The organism is Lachnoclostridium sp. An14 (assembly GCF_002160755.1).
GTDB lineage: Bacteria > Bacillota > Clostridia > Lachnospirales > Lachnospiraceae > Lachnoclostridium_A.
The window spans coordinates 86,469-102,545 of sequence record NZ_NFLE01000001.1 but is presented as its reverse complement, the minus strand read 5'-3'; the positions used below and the strand labels follow the sequence as shown (position 1 = coordinate 102,545).

The window sequence follows — 16,077 nt, the reverse complement described above, 5'->3', positions numbered from 1 at the left end:
GTTGGATGCGCCCGCGTTTATACGATGCGCTTAAACTTCTTTTCCAGCTCGTATTTGCTCATGGAAATAATGGTGGGCCTGCCGTGGGGGCAAGCGTAGGGGTTTTCCAGGGTCAGGAGCTGGTCGATGAGCTCGTTGGCCTCCGCCGCTGACATCCGGTGGTTTCCCTTTACCGCCGCCTTGCAGGACATGGAGGCCACCCGCTCGTAGATCATGTCCGGATCCGTCACGGAGGAGTCGTCGGAGAGCTGGTCGATCATCTCCATGAGGAGCTCCTTCTTGGCGATGGAAAATAAGTTGGCAGGGACGCCGCTGACGGCGTACTCCCGGCCGCCGAAGGGCTCGATCTCGAAGCCGATCCTGGTGAAGTAGTCCATGTATTTTTCTAAGAGCAGCTGCTCGTTTCCGCTTAAGGTGAGAATGATGGGCGGGCTCACGGCCTGGGAGGTGTACTCTCTGCTCTTTAGGGATTTCATGGTCCGCTCGTAAAGCACCTTCTCGTGGGCGGCGTGCTGGTCGATGATAAAGAGCTGGTTGTCAAACTCCACCAGCCAGTAGGTGTCAAACAGCTGGCCGATGAGCTTGTGGCGCAGGCGGGAGCTGGGCTCCAGCAGCTTTTCCCCAAAGAGGTTTAACTGTTCGGCCGTCTGCTGGGGGGACGTCTCCCCGGAGGAAACCGTTTCCGCCCGGGAGATGGTTTCGCCTGCCGGAAGATGTTTCTCCGGGGAAAGAGTTCCAGCAAAGGGGGCGTCCGGATGGGGTTCACCTGCCGGGAGTGCCGCCGCGGAACCCGCGTTTTCGGCTGTTTCCGTTTTCAGCGTTTTTTTCCGTTCCGTCGCGCTTTCCGGTTCCGCCGGGGCTTTGCCTGCCTGGTATTCCCCGCTCTCCTCTCTCACTCCGCCAAAGCCTTCCGTTATGCTAAAGCCTCCGGTTATGCCGGTGCCGGGGCGAAAGCCGGAGCCGGTTGCGGAGCTGCCGCTTTCATCATTTCCGGTGCCGGAAACCGGCCGGCGGCCCGCTGTCACGGCTCCTAAAAGGCTGTATGGCTTTTCCGCCCCAAACCGTCTCCCGACGGCTCCGGCGGCCTCTGTCTCCGCCTGCACCTGGGCGGCGTCCTTTGGGCGGATGCGGAGGGATTCCATCCGGCTTCGCTCAAAGGGTTCCACGAAATGCTCCTTTTTCCGCAGCTCCTCCGCCTGGCGGCGCAGCTCCAGAGCGTCCCGCTTGTCCTGAGCCGCCAGATCCACCTCCGGGATCAGCTCCTTGTGGGCCAGGGCGTTCTGGAGGGCGGTAAAGACCATCCGGTACATCCCCTCCCCGTCCCGAAACCGCAGCTCCATCTTCGTGGGATGGACGTTTACGTCCAGGAAATCCGGCTGAATCTCAAAGTGCAGCAGGGTAAAGGGATATTTGTGCTGCATCATAAAAGGCTTGTAGGCGTCTTCGATGGCCTTGGCGATGATGCTGCTCTTGATGTAGCGCCCGTTGATGTAGTAGTTTTCATAGTTCCGGTTGCTGCGGGCGATTACCGGCTTGCCGATAAACCCCTTTACCTTCACCGGCCCGCCCTCCGCCTGGATGGACAGCAGGTTGGCGGCGATCTCCCGGCCGAAGACGGTGTAGATGATGTCCTTTAGGTTGTGGTTTCCGGAGGTGTGGAGCTTATTCTGGTTGTTCTGGATAAACCGGATGGACACCTCCGGGTGGGACAGGGCGATCTTTTCCACCAGATCGGCCACGTGAGCCCCCTCCGTCTGCGCCGTCTTTAAAAATTTGCGCCGCACCGGCGTGTTGTAAAAGAGGTTGCGGGCGATGAAGGTGGTTCCCTCCGGCGCCCCCACCTCCTCCAAGGACTTCTCCGCGCCGCCCTCGATCTGATAGCGGACGCCCGTCAGCCCCTGGCTCGTCTTGGTGATCACCTCCACCTGGGCTACGGCGGCGATGCTGGAAAGGGCCTCGCCCCGGAAACCTAAGGAGGAGATGGTAAACAAATCCTCCACGGAGGAAATTTTGCTGGTGGAGTGGCGTAAAAAGGCGGTGGCCACCTCCTCCTTGGGGATTCCGCAGCCGTTGTCCGTGACCCGGATAAAGGAGATCCCCCCTTCCCGGATCTCCACGGTGACGGCGGTGGCTTTGGCGTCGATGGCGTTTTCCAAAAGCTCCTTCACCACGGAGGCCGGCCGCTCGATCACCTCGCCGGCGGCGATTTTATTGATGGTATTCTGGTCCAGTACAGTGATATGAGGCATGGATTCCCTCCTATTTTCCGTCCCAACGGTTCTTCAGCCGGGTCTGCAGCCGGTACAGGGTGTTTAAGGCGTCGATGGGGGTCATGCTCCCCAGCTCCATCTCTCCGATCTCCTTTATGATGTCGTCTTCCCGCACCGTGTCAAAGAGGGTGAGCTGGGAGAGCTCCACGTCGTCCGGTCTCGGCACCGGTTTGCGCTGGCTGGCGTTTGCGTTCGCCTCGGCGATCTCCTTGGCCTTGGCGGTGATGTCCGCGTTTGACAGCTCCTCCACCAGCTCCTTGGCCCGCTGGATCACGCCCTCCGGGACGCCGGCCAGTTTCGCCACCTGGATGCCGTAGCTCTTATCCGCCCCGCCTTTTATGATCTTTCGCAGGAATACGATGTCGTCCCCCTGCTCCTTCACGGCGATGCAGTAGTTGTTCACCCCGGCGAGAGCGCCCTCTAATTCCGTCAGTTCGTGGTAGTGGGTGGCAAACAAGGTTTTTGCCCCCAGAATCTTCGTGTTGCAGATGTATTCCACCACGGCCCAGGCGATGGCCAGACCGTCGAAGGTGCTGGTGCCCCGGCCGATCTCGTCTAAAATGAGCAGGCTGTGCTTGGTGGCGTTTCGGAGAATGTTGGCCACCTCCGTCATTTCCACCATGAAGGTGCTCTGCCCGGAGGCCAGGTCGTCCGACGCCCCTACCCGGGTGAAAATCCGGTCGCAGAGGCCGATGTTCGCCTCCTCCGCCGGCACGAAACTGCCGATCTGGGCCATGAGCACGATGAGGGCCGTCTGGCGCATATAGGTGGATTTTCCCGCCATGTTGGGGCCGGTGATGATGGAGATCCTGTTTTTCCCGTTGTCTAAGTAGGTGTCGTTTGCCACGAACAGGTCGTCCCGCATCATCTGCTCCACCACCGGGTGGCGGCCGTTTTTGATCTGGATCACGCCCTTTTCATTGATTTTGGGCTTGCAGTAGTTGTTTCTCGTGGCCACTAAGGACAGGGAGGCGAACACGTCGATGCCGGCCACGGCCTTGGCCGTCTTCTGGATGCGCAGCACCTCCGCTGCGATCTGGTCCCGCACCTGGCAGAACAGCTCGTACTCTAAGGACACCAGCTTGTCCTCCGCTCCCAGGATCACGTCCTCCAGCTCCTTTAGCTCCGGGGTAGTGAACCGCTCGGCGTTTACCAGGGTCTGTTTGCGGATGAAATAGTCCGGCACCAGGTCCTTGAAGGAGTTGGTCACCTCAAAATAGTAGCCGAACACCTTATTGAACTTGATTTTCAGGTTTTTGATGCCTGTCTTCTCCCGCTCCTTCACCTCCAGCTCCGCCAGCCAGGTCTTGCCCTCGGTCTTGGCGTTGCGGAGGCGGTCAGTTTCCTCGTGAAATCCTTCCCGGATCATGCCCCCTTCCCGCACGGAAATGGGGGGCTCGTCCACGATGGCCGCGGCGATCAGGTCCCGGATGTCCTCCAGGGGGTCTAAGTCCTCCCAGATGTTCTTTAAGATCTGGGAGGTGAAATCCTTTAACAGATCCTTGATGTAAGGCAGCATATCCAGGGAGTTTTTAAAAGCCAGCAGATCCCTGGGGTTGGCCGTCTTATAGCTGATGCGGCCGATGAGCCGCTCTAAGTCGTAAATGGAATTTAAGTATTCCCGCAGCTCCTCCCTGGAGATGTAGTTGAGGTTTAGCTCCTCCACCGCGTTCTGCCGGTTTAAAATCTCCTCCCGGCGGATCAGGGGCTGTTCAATAAAGCTGCGCAGCAGCCTGGCGCCCATGGCGGTCTTTGTCTTATCTAACACCCAGAGCAGGGTCCCCCGTTTCTGCTTTTCCCGTAGGGTCTCCAAAAGCTCCAGGTTCCGCCTGGTGGAAATGTCTAAGACCATGAACTGTCCCGTGGAATAGGGGGTGATGGCGGTGATGTGGGAGAGATCGCTTTTCTGCGTCTCGTACATATACTCCATGACTGCTCCGGCGGCGATAGTGCCCACGGGGTAAATCCCAAGGCCCAGTCCCTCTAAGGAGGCCACGCGGTAGTGTTCCTTTAGCACCTTCCGGCACCCTTCATCAGAAAAGAACCGGGGGTCCAGGGAAGACAGATAAGCCTGGCACCGGTTCTTCAGTTCGTCCATGTCAATGCCGGACATGAAAAAGGCGTCGTTGCAGACAATCTCCGACGGGGTGAAATGGGCCAGCTCGTCAAAGAGCTCCCGCTCTGATTTCACCTCCGTCACAAAGAAATCTCCCGTGGTGATGTCGCAGGAGGAGATGCCGAAACAGTCTCCCATGTAGACGATTCCCATGAGGAAATTGTTCTTCGTCTCGTCCAGGGCCTGGCTGCTGGTAAGGGTTCCCGGTGTCACCACCCGGATGACCTCCCGGCGCACCAGCCCCTTGGCCTGCTTGGGATCCTCCATCTGCTCGGCGATGGCCACCTTGTAGCCCTTCTGCACCAGCCGCGTCAGGTAGGACTCCAGGGCGTGGTAGGGGACGCCGCACATGGGCGCCCGCTCCTCCAGGCCGCACTCTTTGCCGGTGAGGGTGATCTCCAGCTCCCTGGACGCCGTCAGGGCGTCGTCAAAGAACATCTCATAGAAGTCCCCCAGCCGGTAAAACAGGATGCAGTCCTTGTACTGCTCCTTGGTCTTTAAATATTCTGTCATCATTGGTGATAGCTTTGCCACTGTCTCTTAAACCTCCCGGCGTCCCATATAGTAAAAGCCTTTGGATTCTTCCAGATACACGTCCGCAAGGGTGCCGATGAGTTCCTCTCCCCCCGGGAAATGCACCAGAGTGTTGTTGCTCATCCGGCCGGTGACGTAGCCGTCCATATGGCTGTTTTTCTCCTCCACCAGCACCTGTTGCACCGTGTGGACATCCCGGCCGCAGACCTCGGAGGAAATCTGCTGCACCTCCTTTAACAGCCGGTCAAACCGCTCTTTTACCACCGCCTCCGGCACCTGGTTTTCCATGGCTGCGGCTGGGGTGCCGGTGCGCTTGGAATAAATAAAGGTAAAAGCGCTGTCGTAGCGGACCTGGCGCACCACGTCTAAGGTATCCTCAAAGTCCTCCTCCGTCTCCCCGGGAAAGCCTACGATGATGTCTGTGGTCAGGGAAATGTCGGGGATGGCCTCCTTGATCTTAAAGGCCAGCTCCAGATACTGCTCCTTCGTGTAGCGGCGGTTCATTTTCTGTAAAATATCGGTGCTTCCGGACTGCACCGGCAGATGGAGGTGGCGGCAGATCTTTTTGGACTGTCTCATCACCTGGATCAGCTCGTCGGAGAGATCCTTTGGATGGGAGGTCATGAAACGGATCCGCTCAATGCCCTCGATCTCCTCCACCCGGCGCAGTAACTCCGCAAAGCTGATGGGAGTGCTCAAGGTCTTTCCGTAGGAATTCACGTTCTGCCCTAAGAGCATCACCTCCACCACGCCGTCCGCGGCCAGGCGGCGGATCTCCTTTAAAATCTCCTCCGGCTCCCTGCTTCTCTCCCGGCCACGCACGTAGGGGACGATGCAGTAGCTGCAGAAATTGTTGCAGCCAAACATGATGTTGACCCCGGATTTGAAGGGGTATTTCCGCTCCGCGGGAAGGTCCTCCACGATCTCCGTGGTTCCCTCCCACACGTCCACCTCCATATGGCCGCTCATCAGGCGGTCATAGAGCAGCTCCGCCAGCTTGAAAATGTTGTGGGTGCCGAACACCAGATCCACGAAACGGTAGTCTTTGCGGATCTTTGCCACCACCTCCGGCTCCTGCATCATGCAGCCGCACAGCCCCACCAGCATGGAGGGGTGTTTCTTTTTCAGGCTGTGGACGTAGCCTAAGTGGCCGTAAACCTTCTGGTTAGCGTTCTCCCGGACGGTACAGGTGTTGTAGAGCACAAAGTCGGCGTGCTCTGACTCCACCTCTGTAAACCCGGCCTTTAACAGGATTCCGCACAGCTTTTCCGAGTCCTTGGCGTTCATCTGGCAGCCGTAGGTCTCAATGTGGAAGGTAGCTGAGAACCCTTCCTCGGCTTTCTTCTTCTCCACCACTTCCCGAAGGCGGTCCAGGAAATAATATTGGCGCTCCGGCTCTCCCGCCGGGGCGCGGTCTAAGGTTTCTGCAAACTGCTGTCTTGTATTATTCACGCGTATATTCACTCCAATATCCTTTGTCCCGCATATGCGGGTTCTTCTTTCCGTGCCCGCAGGCACACTCCATTAAATTATAGAACAGAATCAGGGGGAGGTCAAATGGTTTTGGGAAGAAATAAAAATGAGAAAAAAATGGAGCGCGGCAGCAGCAGGATGATGGCCTGCCGCCGCGGCGCTCCGTTCGCTATGGGAAATCGTTGTAGTTTCCTGCCTTACACAGGCTGAGGTGCCCCGCCATCCGCGGCGCCGGTGGATTCCCATCTGCCCCGCAGGCCTGCGGGCGGGACACCCCAAGTTGGAAGTGGCAGCGGTATGTCAAGGAACGCAAACCGCTTTAACGGAAACAACGTGATCGTCATACCCTTATCCTACCAGGAAAATCTAAAGATTCTACTGGTATAATTCTGAAGAAATCTGAAGATTTCCCGGCGGGGATGTCTGACACGGCCCGTTCCCTTGGAAAATGCTGCCGCCGGACCGTCCTCTACTGAAAATAAGACAGCACCGTATCAAAGGCCACCTGGTATCCAAGCTCCAGGGAGTCTTTCTCCACGTATTCCTCTCTGGTATGGGCCCCGTCCCCGTAGTAGGTGCCAAAGCACACGGCGGGGATGCCGAGAGACAGGGGGATGTTGCAGTCTGTGGAGCCAGGCTCCCGTTTCGACCGTTTTCCCGTGATCCGCTCCATGCGGGCCTCTGCCTGGCAGATCAGCGCCTCCCGCTGGGCCTCCGCCTCTGGGCTTAAATTTTCGCAGGGCCGCTCTCCCACCAGCTGTACCTCGATCCCCGGCCGGTCAAAGATGGCCCGGAACTGTTTCTCCATAAATGCCAGCCCCTCTTTGTTGTCAGAGCGGAATTCGCAGAGCATATGGGCCTCCTGGGCGATGGTGTTGACGGAGGTGCCTCCGGAAATGGTGCCCACGTTGTAGGTGGTCTTTCCCTCTTTCGGCACCTGGATGGCGTAAATGTCGCCGATCACCTTCGCCAGCGTCTGGATGGCGTTCTCCCGGCCGAAGTTTCCGTAGGAGTGGCCGCCCTCGGTGCGGGCCGTCACCAGGAACCGGTGGGAGCCCACTGCCCGGCTGATCACCTCGTCCATCCGTCCGTCAAAGCTGTAGAAGGCCTGGATGCGGGAGCCGTAGGTCTCGCAGATCTTCCGGCTGCCTTTTAAGTTTCCCAGCCCTTCTTCCCCGGAGTTGCACACGAACAGGATGCCGGCATCTTTTGGCTTCAGCCCGTTTTCCGTCACGAACTTGGCGGCCATCAGGATGTTTACCAGGTTGGCGGTGTCGTCTCCCACGCCGGGACAGCAAAGCCGTCCGCCCTCCTCCTTCCAGGGAAGGGGCGTCAGGTCGGGAAACACCACGTCCATGTGGGCCATGAACACTACCACCGGCCCGTTCTCCGTGACGCCGTAAGGGTAGATCACATTCATAGCCTCGTCGGTGAACACTCCCTGGGCCCCCATTTCCTCCAGCCAGTGTCTGCAAAATTCCATCCGCCGCTCCTCCCGGTTGGACGGGGCGGGGATCTGGGCGATGGTCTTTAAAAGCTCCAGCGCCTCCTCTCTGTGAGTCTCAATAAAGGCTGCTGCCAATTCTGAAAGCATGGTAAAATCCTCCTTCTTTTTATGGATCTCGGAACGGTTTTCTGTCAGTGGTTCCGGTCCGGCTCCAGGCTTTTAAAAGCCGAAAGCCGTTTAAAAAGGGCGCCCCGGCCAGGCAAGGCCTGGGGGACACCCTCGTTTTCGTCTCCGTCAATTAGTTCTTATAGGTCTTGCTTAAGAACACGTTTCCGGTGGGATGATAGATGAAGTTGTTTACGTTAGACACGTAGGCGGATAAGCTCTCCTGATGGGAGATGGGCAGCCATACGCACTCGTCTGCCAGTTTCTGCTCCATGGCAGCGTAGGCAGCGTTTCTCTCGTCGCCGTTGGGCAGGGCAGCCGCCTCGGCTAACATCTGCTTGTACTCCTCGTCGTTGTAGTGAGCCACGTTCATACCCGGATCCTCATGAGCCAGCAGGTACATGAAGTTGTCGGGGTCGCCGTTGTCGCCGTTCCAACCGTAAAGACATACGTCGTAGCCCCCGGCGTTGACCTTATCCTTGTAGGTGGTCCAGTCGTAGGAGTCAATGGTGCACTCCACGCCTACCTTTGCCCAGTAGCCCTGGATCGCCTCTGCCAGGGTCTGGCCCGTAGCGGTGTTGTAAGGTCTGGGGTTGGTGTAAGCCAGCATATGGATCTGGGTTACGCCCTTCTCCTGTAAGGTGGCCTGAGCTGCCTCCGGATCGTAGGACGGTCTGGTGATGCCATCGCTGTAGCCCGGCATAAAGCTGGGAAGAATGGTGGTCGCCTCGGTGGCGTAGCCTCTGTACAGGCTCTCCACCAGCTCCGGAACATTCACTGCCTGAGACAGTGCCTTGCGCACCTCCGGATCGGTGATCACATCGGTGTTAAAGCCTAAGTAGTTGATGTTCATGCCCTCTACTTTATTTAATACGCAGCCGGCAGCGGTGATCTGATCCACCACGTTGGCGTCGATGCCGTCGATGATGTCTACCTCGCCGTTGGTAAGGGCTACTACGCGGGCGGAGTTGTCGGTGATGGTGCGGAATACGATATTCTTCGCAACGCCCTTCTCACCCCAGTAATCCTCGTTTCTCTCCAGGACAACGGCCTCGTTCTTATCCCATCTTACGAACTTGTAGGGGCCGGTTCCCACAGGGTTCTCGTTTAAGTTGTTGCCGTACTGCTCGCAGGCCGCCGGGCTTACCATGGGCGCGCCTAAGGACATGGCCAGGTTGTTTAAGAAGGGGGTGCTGGCCTTGGTCAGCTTGAACTCTACGGTGTAGTCGTCAATGACGTTGCACTCCGCCACGTCGCCGTACACGAAGTCGCCGTAGGTCATATCCACCGTCTTGTTGATGGTCTGGCGCTCTACGTTGAATTTCACCGCCTCAGCGTTGAAATCGGTGCCATCGTGGAACTTTACGCCCTCTTTCAGATGGAAGGTGTAGGTCAGGCCGTCATCGCTGATGTCCCAGCTCTCTGCCAGGCAGGGCTCTACTTCCGTGTTGGAATCGCCGAATTTTAACAGGCCCTCATACATCTGTACAATGGGCTTGGAAGACTCACCGTCGTCTACGATGGCCGGGTCCAGTCCTCTGGGATCTGCGCCCTGGGCGAAGGTGATGGTCTGCTCTCTGTCCACATCCTCCGGAACCTCGCCGAAGGCTGTCAGGGCCTCTCCCGCTGCCTGGGTCTCCGGTGCGGCCGCCTCGGTCTGCTCTCCGGATGCGCCCTGGGTGGAAGTCCCTGTGGTCTCGGATGTACCCTGTCCGCCGCAGGCAGCCAGGGAAACAGCCACAGCCGTGCACAGCAGCGCGCTGACTACTTTCTTTCTCATAATTTGCTCCTCCTGTTTTTATTTTTCGTCCCGGTTTTTTGCGCTCCATTATCACGGCAGCACGTTAAAATCGGGACGTGTTAAACACCATTATATTACCATTTCAGGGAAAACTCAACCATTTTCCCGCGGTTTTGCCTGATTTTCCAGGCATTTCCTTCTGTCACAGGAACCTGCGCCCCTGTGGCAAAAGCGTTTCCAAGGGGGATGCGCGCAAAGGAATATGGCTGTTTACGCAGCCGCGCTCCGGCGCGAGTGTGCGCTGTTGCGCACACTTTTTACGTTCCTCTTACTGGTCGTAGAGATGGCAGGCCACCATATGGCCGCCGCCCACGTCTTTTAACTCCGGGACCACGTCGTCGCAGCCCTGGCACTTTTTAAAGCACCGGGAGCAGAACCGGCAGCCCTTCGGCGGGTTGATGGGGGTGGGCACATCGCCGGTGAGGATGATGCGCTCCTTCTTTTTCGTGATGTCCGTGGACGGAATGGCCGACAGCAGGGCCTGGGTGTAGGGATTTAACGGGTTGTCGTAAATCTCGTGCTTTCCGGCTACCTCCATCAGCTTTCCCAGGTACATAACGCCCACCCGGTCGCTGATGTGCTTCACCACGTTCAGTCCGTGGGCGATGAACAGGTAGGTCAGTCCAAACTGCTCCTTTAAGTCGTCCAGAAGGTTTAACACCTGGGCCTGGATGGATACGTCCAGGGCGGAAACGGGCTCGTCGCAGACGATCAGCTTCGGCTCCACCGCCAGGGCCCTGGCGATGCCCACGCGCTGGCGCTGGCCGCCGGAAAACTCGTGGGGGTAGCGGTTTCTCTGATGGTTTGCCAGTCCCACGCAGTTTAACAGGTAGGTGACCCGGTCCTCAATCTGGTTTTCCGGAAGGAGGTGGTTGATGCGGATGGGCTCCGCGATGATGTCCCCGATGGTCATGCGGGGATTTAAGGAGGCGTAAGGATCCTGGAAAATCAGCTGGATGTCCTTGCAGTATTTCCGCCTCTCCCTGGGAGAAAGCTTGGAAATGTCCACTCCGTTGTATAAGATTTCCCCCTCTGTGGGCTTATAAAGGTCCACCAGCATTTTTCCGATGGTGGACTTTCCGCAGCCGGACTCTCCCACCAGGCCGAAGGCCTCGCCCTTGTAGATTTTAAAAGAGACGTCGTCCACGGCTTTTAAGATCTGGGTGGGTTTTCCAAAAAAGCTGGTCTCCACCGTGAAATATTTTTTCAGGTTCTTGACCTCTAACAGAACCTCTCTCGTTTCTTCGCTCATTTAGTTCTCCCCCTCCACTTCCTCGTCGTCGCTCACCAGGAAACAGCGGACTTGCCTGCCGTCCTCTGTGGTCACCAGCTTGGGCATATGCTCCTTGCACTTTTCCATGCAGTGGTCGCAGCGGTCCGCGAAGGAGCAGCCCTTGGGCAGCCTGGTGGGATCGGGCACGATGCCCTTGATCATGTAAAGACGCTCTCTGTCCTCGTCCATCTTGGGGATGGAGTCCAAAAGGCCCTGGGTGTAGGGATGCAGCGGTTTTGTAAAGAGCTGCTGCACCGTGGCCTGCTCTACCACCCGGCCGCAGTACATTACCACGACCCGGTCCGCCGTCTCCGCCACCACGCCCAGATCGTGGGTGATGAGGAGAACGGCCATGCCCAGGTCATTTCTCAGACGGTTGATCAGATCCAGGATCTGGGCCTGGATGGTCACGTCCAGAGCGGTGGTGGGCTCGTCGGCGATCAAAAGCTCCGGGTGGCAGGAAAGGGCCATGGCGATCATCACCCGCTGGCGCATACCGCCGGACATCTGATGGGGGTAGTCGTGGGCCCGTTTCTCCGGGTCCGGGATGCCCACCAGATCCAGCATTTTCACGGCCCGCTTGTAGGCCTCCTCTTTTGATACCTTTTCATGGGTCAGGATGTTCTCCATGATCTGGTCCTTGATCCGGTACACCGGGTTTAAGGAGGTCATGGGCTCCTGGAAAATCATGGAGATCCTGTCACCGCGGATTTTCTCCATTTCCTTTTTCGATTTCTTTAACAAATCCTCGCCGTTAAACAGCAGCTCGCCTCCCGCTACACGGCCGGGGCTCTGGATCAGTCCCATAACGGAGAGGGAGGTAACGCTCTTTCCGGAGCCGGACTCTCCCACCACCGCCAGGATCTCTCCTTTATCCACCTGGAAACTGACGCCGTTTACGGCTTTGACAGTTCCACGCTTGATCTTAAATTCTGTCTCCAGATTCTTTACTTCCAATAACATGACGGCTCCTCCTTATACGCGTTCCTTCGGATCCAGGGCATCTCTCAAGCCGTCTCCGAACAGGTTGAAGGCCAGCACCGCCAGGGTGATGGCAAGTCCCGGGAAGATCAGGGTGTAGGGGGCGGAGAAAATGTAGGTTCTCGCCCGTCCCAGCATATCGCCCCACTCGGCCATGGGCGGCTGAACGCCCATACCCAAAAATCCCAGGGCCGCCGTGTCCAGAATGGCGGTGGAAATCCCCAGGGTGGCGCGGACCACGATGGAGGATACCACGTTTGGCAGGATATGGCGGAAAATAATGCGGCGGTCGGAGTTTCCGATGACCTTGGCCGCGGCTACGTAGTCATTCTCCTTTACGGAAAGAATGGAGCTTCGCACAATGCGGGCATACTCCGGGATGGAGACGATGCCGATGGCGATAATGGCCTTGTCCAGTCCCTTTCCCAGGGCTGCCATCAGGGTGATGGCAAGAAGGATGGAGGGAATGGAGAGCATAATATCCATACATCTCATGATGAAACCGTCCACCCGGCCGCCGAAGTACCCGGCCACAGAGCCTAAGATGGTCCCGATAATCAGGGAGAAGGCCACGGCGCACAGTCCCACCATCAGGGAGATCTTCGTTCCGGACAGCACCCGGGAGAAAATATCCCTTCCCAGCTGGTCCGTTCCGAACAGGTACTGGGAGCAGGGCTTTACGAAGGTGTGGGCCATGTCGGAGTACTCCGGGTCATAGGGAGCCAGAAGGTCCCCGAAAATGGCTAAAAATACGAGAAGGACGATAACCACCAGGCCGCCTAAGGCCGCTTTGTTTTTCTTTAAGGTGTCCCACATCATGCGGATCTGGGACTCCGGTTTTTCGATGACCTCTCCGGCCACCACTTCTGTACGTCTTTTCTTACCCATGGTCTACGCCTCCTTTCCGGAATATTTAATCCTGGGATCGAGGAAGGCGTAGATCACATCCACGATCAGGTTCATCAGCACGAAGATCACGGCAATGAGCAGCACCACGCCCTGCACCACCGGGAAATCCGATTTCATAATGCACTGCACGGTGTAGTTGCCGATGCCCGGCCAGGAGTACACAGACTCCGTCAGCACGGCGCCGCCTAACAGGGAGCCGAGCTGCAGGCCGATCACGGTGGAAACGGGAAGCATGGCGTTTCGCAGCGCGTGGCGGCGGTTTACCTTTCCGTCAGCGACGCCCTTGGCGCGGGCGGTGCGGATATAGTCCTGGTTTAAGGTCTCCAGCATACTGGAGCGGGTCATTCTGGCGATGATGGCCATGGAATACAGGCTTAAGGTTACCGCCGGCAGCACCAGATGGCGCAGTACGTCCACCAGGGCCTCTGTATCTCCGGAGATGATGCTGTCAATAATCATAAAGCCTGTCACCGTATCCGGACGCAGCGCCGGATCCACCCGTCCCGTGGAGGGCAGCCAGTGCAGAGTGCCGGAAAACAGGATGATGAGCATGATGCCCAGCCAGAAAATCGGCACGGAAACGCCCACCAGGGACAGGAGCATTCCTCCGTTGTCGAAGATGGAGTTTTTATGTACCGCGGAGATCACTCCGACGATGATTCCGAATACGGATGCCAGGATGATGGCGATGATGGCTAACTCCACAGTGGCCGGGAACCGGGACATGATCTCCTGGGTCACCGGGGCCTTGGTGTAGTAGGACGTTCCCAGGTCGCCGGTAAAGGCTCCCTTCATGAAGTCCACGTACTGGACGACCACCGGATCATTTAAGCCGTTGGCCTCTCTCCATGCGTCCATGCTCTCCTGGGTGGCGTGCTGGCCCAGTACGATGGGGGCCGGATCCGGAGCGCAGACGCGCATCAGGAAGAACACGATGAGGGACACCCCGAACAGCACCGGGATGAGCAGGAGCAGTCGCTTGATAATGTACTTGATCATTTCTTCTACCTCTCTTTTTTTGATACGGTGGTACGGGCGGAGCAATCCATTTCTGAACCGTTCATCCCCATTTCAGCTCAGAAACGGACTGTTCCACCGGAACCGGCCGAACCGCCTTTTTCCAGGTTTCCCCAGACATCAGTAAGGGCAGATCGCTCTGCCCTTACCCAAAGGCCGGTCCGTCCTCCGGCTTTAGTTTTTGTAGGTCTGGCTTAAGTAGGTGTTGCCAGTGGGATGATAGATGAAGTTCTGCACGTTGGACACGTAAGCAGCCAGGTTCTCCTGGTGGGAAATCGGCAGCCATACGTTCTCGTCGGCAATCTTCTGCTCCATCTCCCCGTAGGCAGCGTTTCTCTCATCCCCGTTGGGAAGGGAGGCGGCTGCAGCCAGCATCTGGGAGTACTCCTCGTCGTGGTACTGAGCCAGGTTGATCTCGATGTCCTCGGAATCCAGCAGGTTTAAGAAGTTGTCCGGGTCGCCGTTGTCGCCGATCCAGCCGTAGAGGCAGACGTCGTAGTCGCCGGTGCCGATCTTCTCCTTGTAGGTGGTCCAGTCATAGGCGTCGATGGTGCAGGTGATGCCCACCTTGGACCAGTAGCCCTGCAGAGCCTCCGCCAGGGTCTGGCCCGTAGCGGTGTTGTAGGGTCTGGGGTTGGTGTAAGCCAGCATATGTAACTCGGTTACGCCCTTGTCCGCCAGAACCTTCTGAGCCTCCTCCGGATTGTACTCCGTCTGGGTCACGTCCGCGCTGTAGCCCGGCATGAAGGACGGCAGGATGGAGGTTGCCTGGGAGGCGTAGCCTCTGTATAAGCTCTGTACCAGCTCCGGAACATTCACAGCCTGAGAAAGGGCTTTTCTCACTTCCGGATCGGTGATGCGCTCCGTGTTGTAGGCCAGGTAGTTGATGTTCATTCCCTCGGTCTTGTTTAACAGGCAGCCGGCAGCGGTGATCTGATCCACCACGTTGGCGTCGATGCCGTCGATGATGTCCACCTCGCCGTTGGTAAGGGCTACCACACGGGCGGAGTTGTCGGTGATGGTGCGGAATACGATTTCTTTGGAAACGCCCTTGTCGCCCCAGTAATCATCGAATCTCTCTAAAACCACAGCCTCATTCTTATCCCATCTCACAAACTTATAGGGGCCGGTTCCGCAGGGGGCCTCGTTTAAGTTGTTTCCGGCAGCCTCACAGGCAGTGGGGCTTACCATGGGCGCGCCCAGGGACATGGCCAGGTTGTTTAAGAACGGGGTGCTGGCCTTGGTCAGCTTGATCTCCACGGTGTAGTCGTCGATGACGTTGCACTCTGCCACGTCGCCGTATACGAAATCGGCGTAGAGCATATCTTCCGTCTTATTGATGGTCTGGCGGTCGATGTTGTACTTTACGGCCTCAGCGTTGAAATCGGTGCCGTCGTGGAACTTCACGCCCTGTTTCAGCTTGAAGGTGTAGGTCAGGCCATCATCGCTGATCTCCCAGCTCTCTGCCAGGCAGGGCTCTACCTCCGTATTGGAATCGCCGAACTGGGTCAGGCCCTCGTACATCTGTACAATCGGCTTGGAAGACTCGCCGTCATCCACCAGCGCCGGGTCCAGACCTCTGGGATCCGCGCCCTGGGCGAAGGTAAGGGTCTGCTCTCTGTCCACGTCCTCCGGAACCTGGGCAAACTCCGTCAGGTTCTCCGCCGCTGCCGCGGTGGCAGCCTCCGTGGTCTCTGCTCCTGCCGCGTCTGCGGACGTCTGAGCCGCGTCCGTAGCCGGCTCGCTCTTGCCGCCGCATCCGGAAAGTACAGCCGCGGTCATGGCGGTGCAAAGCAGTGCACTGACTAACTTCTTTTTCATAATAGCTCCTCCTTTTCCTTTTTCCATCCGGCCGGCAACATTCTGCTACTACTTTAATGTGCCAAAACCGCAATGTTGAAACCGATTATAGCCCGAACGCAGGCAAATTACAACTGTTTCTTGCAAATTTGTTCATTTTTGTATAAATATACAACAATTTGGCGCCTGCTCCCCATATTTTATCGTATTTGGTAAACGGGCATCTGTGCGCATATTGCATACAAACTATGCGCTGGGAGGGGAAATGTATCAGGATCGGGCGGATGTCCG

Annotated in this window: 10 protein-coding genes; all 10 read right to left on the bottom strand. The window is 57.5% G+C overall.

What is annotated here, in order from left to right:
- Positions 1-17 precede the first annotated feature (17 nt).
- The 10 genes from mutL to B5E84_RS00385 all read right to left on the bottom strand — a co-directional run bounded on the left by mutL (position 18) and on the right by B5E84_RS00385 (position 15,807).
- On the bottom strand, positions 18-2,249 hold the full coding sequence (gene mutL / locus B5E84_RS00430) for a DNA mismatch repair endonuclease MutL (protein ID WP_087217655.1): 2,232 nt from the start codon (positions 2,247-2,249) through the stop codon (positions 18-20).
- Positions 2,250-2,259: 10 nt separating this feature from the next.
- Positions 2,260-4,902, bottom strand: a complete 2,643-nt coding sequence (mutS, locus tag B5E84_RS00425) for a DNA mismatch repair protein MutS (RefSeq protein WP_087217653.1) — start codon at positions 4,900-4,902, stop codon at positions 2,260-2,262.
- 24 nt (positions 4,903-4,926) lie between these two features.
- Positions 4,927-6,372, bottom strand: coding sequence for a tRNA (N6-isopentenyl adenosine(37)-C2)-methylthiotransferase MiaB (gene miaB, locus B5E84_RS00420; protein WP_242963195.1), 1,446 nt, complete (start codon positions 6,370-6,372; stop codon positions 4,927-4,929).
- A 490-nt stretch (positions 6,373-6,862) separates the two neighbouring features.
- The gene (locus tag B5E84_RS00415) at positions 6,863-7,987 is read right to left on the bottom strand and encodes a M20/M25/M40 family metallo-hydrolase (protein WP_330374136.1); all 1,125 of its coding nucleotides are present in this window, start codon (positions 7,985-7,987) and stop codon (positions 6,863-6,865) included.
- Positions 7,988-8,138: 151 nt separating this feature from the next.
- The gene (locus B5E84_RS00410) at positions 8,139-9,785 is read right to left on the bottom strand and encodes an ABC transporter substrate-binding protein (protein ID WP_087217651.1); all 1,647 of its coding nucleotides are present in this window, start codon (positions 9,783-9,785) and stop codon (positions 8,139-8,141) included.
- Positions 9,786-10,074: 289 nt separating this feature from the next.
- Positions 10,075-11,058, bottom strand: a complete 984-nt coding sequence (locus tag B5E84_RS00405; protein ID WP_087217649.1) for an ABC transporter ATP-binding protein — start codon at positions 11,056-11,058, stop codon at positions 10,075-10,077.
- Positions 11,059-12,042 (bottom strand): ABC transporter ATP-binding protein, encoded by a 984-nt coding sequence (locus tag B5E84_RS00400; RefSeq protein WP_087217647.1) that lies wholly within the window; start codon positions 12,040-12,042, stop codon positions 11,059-11,061. It abuts the gene before it with no gap.
- A gap of 12 nt (positions 12,043-12,054) precedes the next feature.
- Positions 12,055-12,948, bottom strand: a complete 894-nt coding sequence (locus tag B5E84_RS00395; protein ID WP_087217645.1) for an ABC transporter permease — start codon at positions 12,946-12,948, stop codon at positions 12,055-12,057.
- A gap of 3 nt (positions 12,949-12,951) precedes the next feature.
- Positions 12,952-13,968, bottom strand: coding sequence for an ABC transporter permease (locus B5E84_RS00390; RefSeq protein WP_087217643.1), 1,017 nt, complete (start codon positions 13,966-13,968; stop codon positions 12,952-12,954).
- Positions 13,969-14,160: 192 nt separating this feature from the next.
- Positions 14,161-15,807, bottom strand: coding sequence for an ABC transporter substrate-binding protein (locus tag B5E84_RS00385; protein ID WP_087217641.1), 1,647 nt, complete (start codon positions 15,805-15,807; stop codon positions 14,161-14,163).
- Positions 15,808-16,077: the final 270 nt, after the last annotated feature.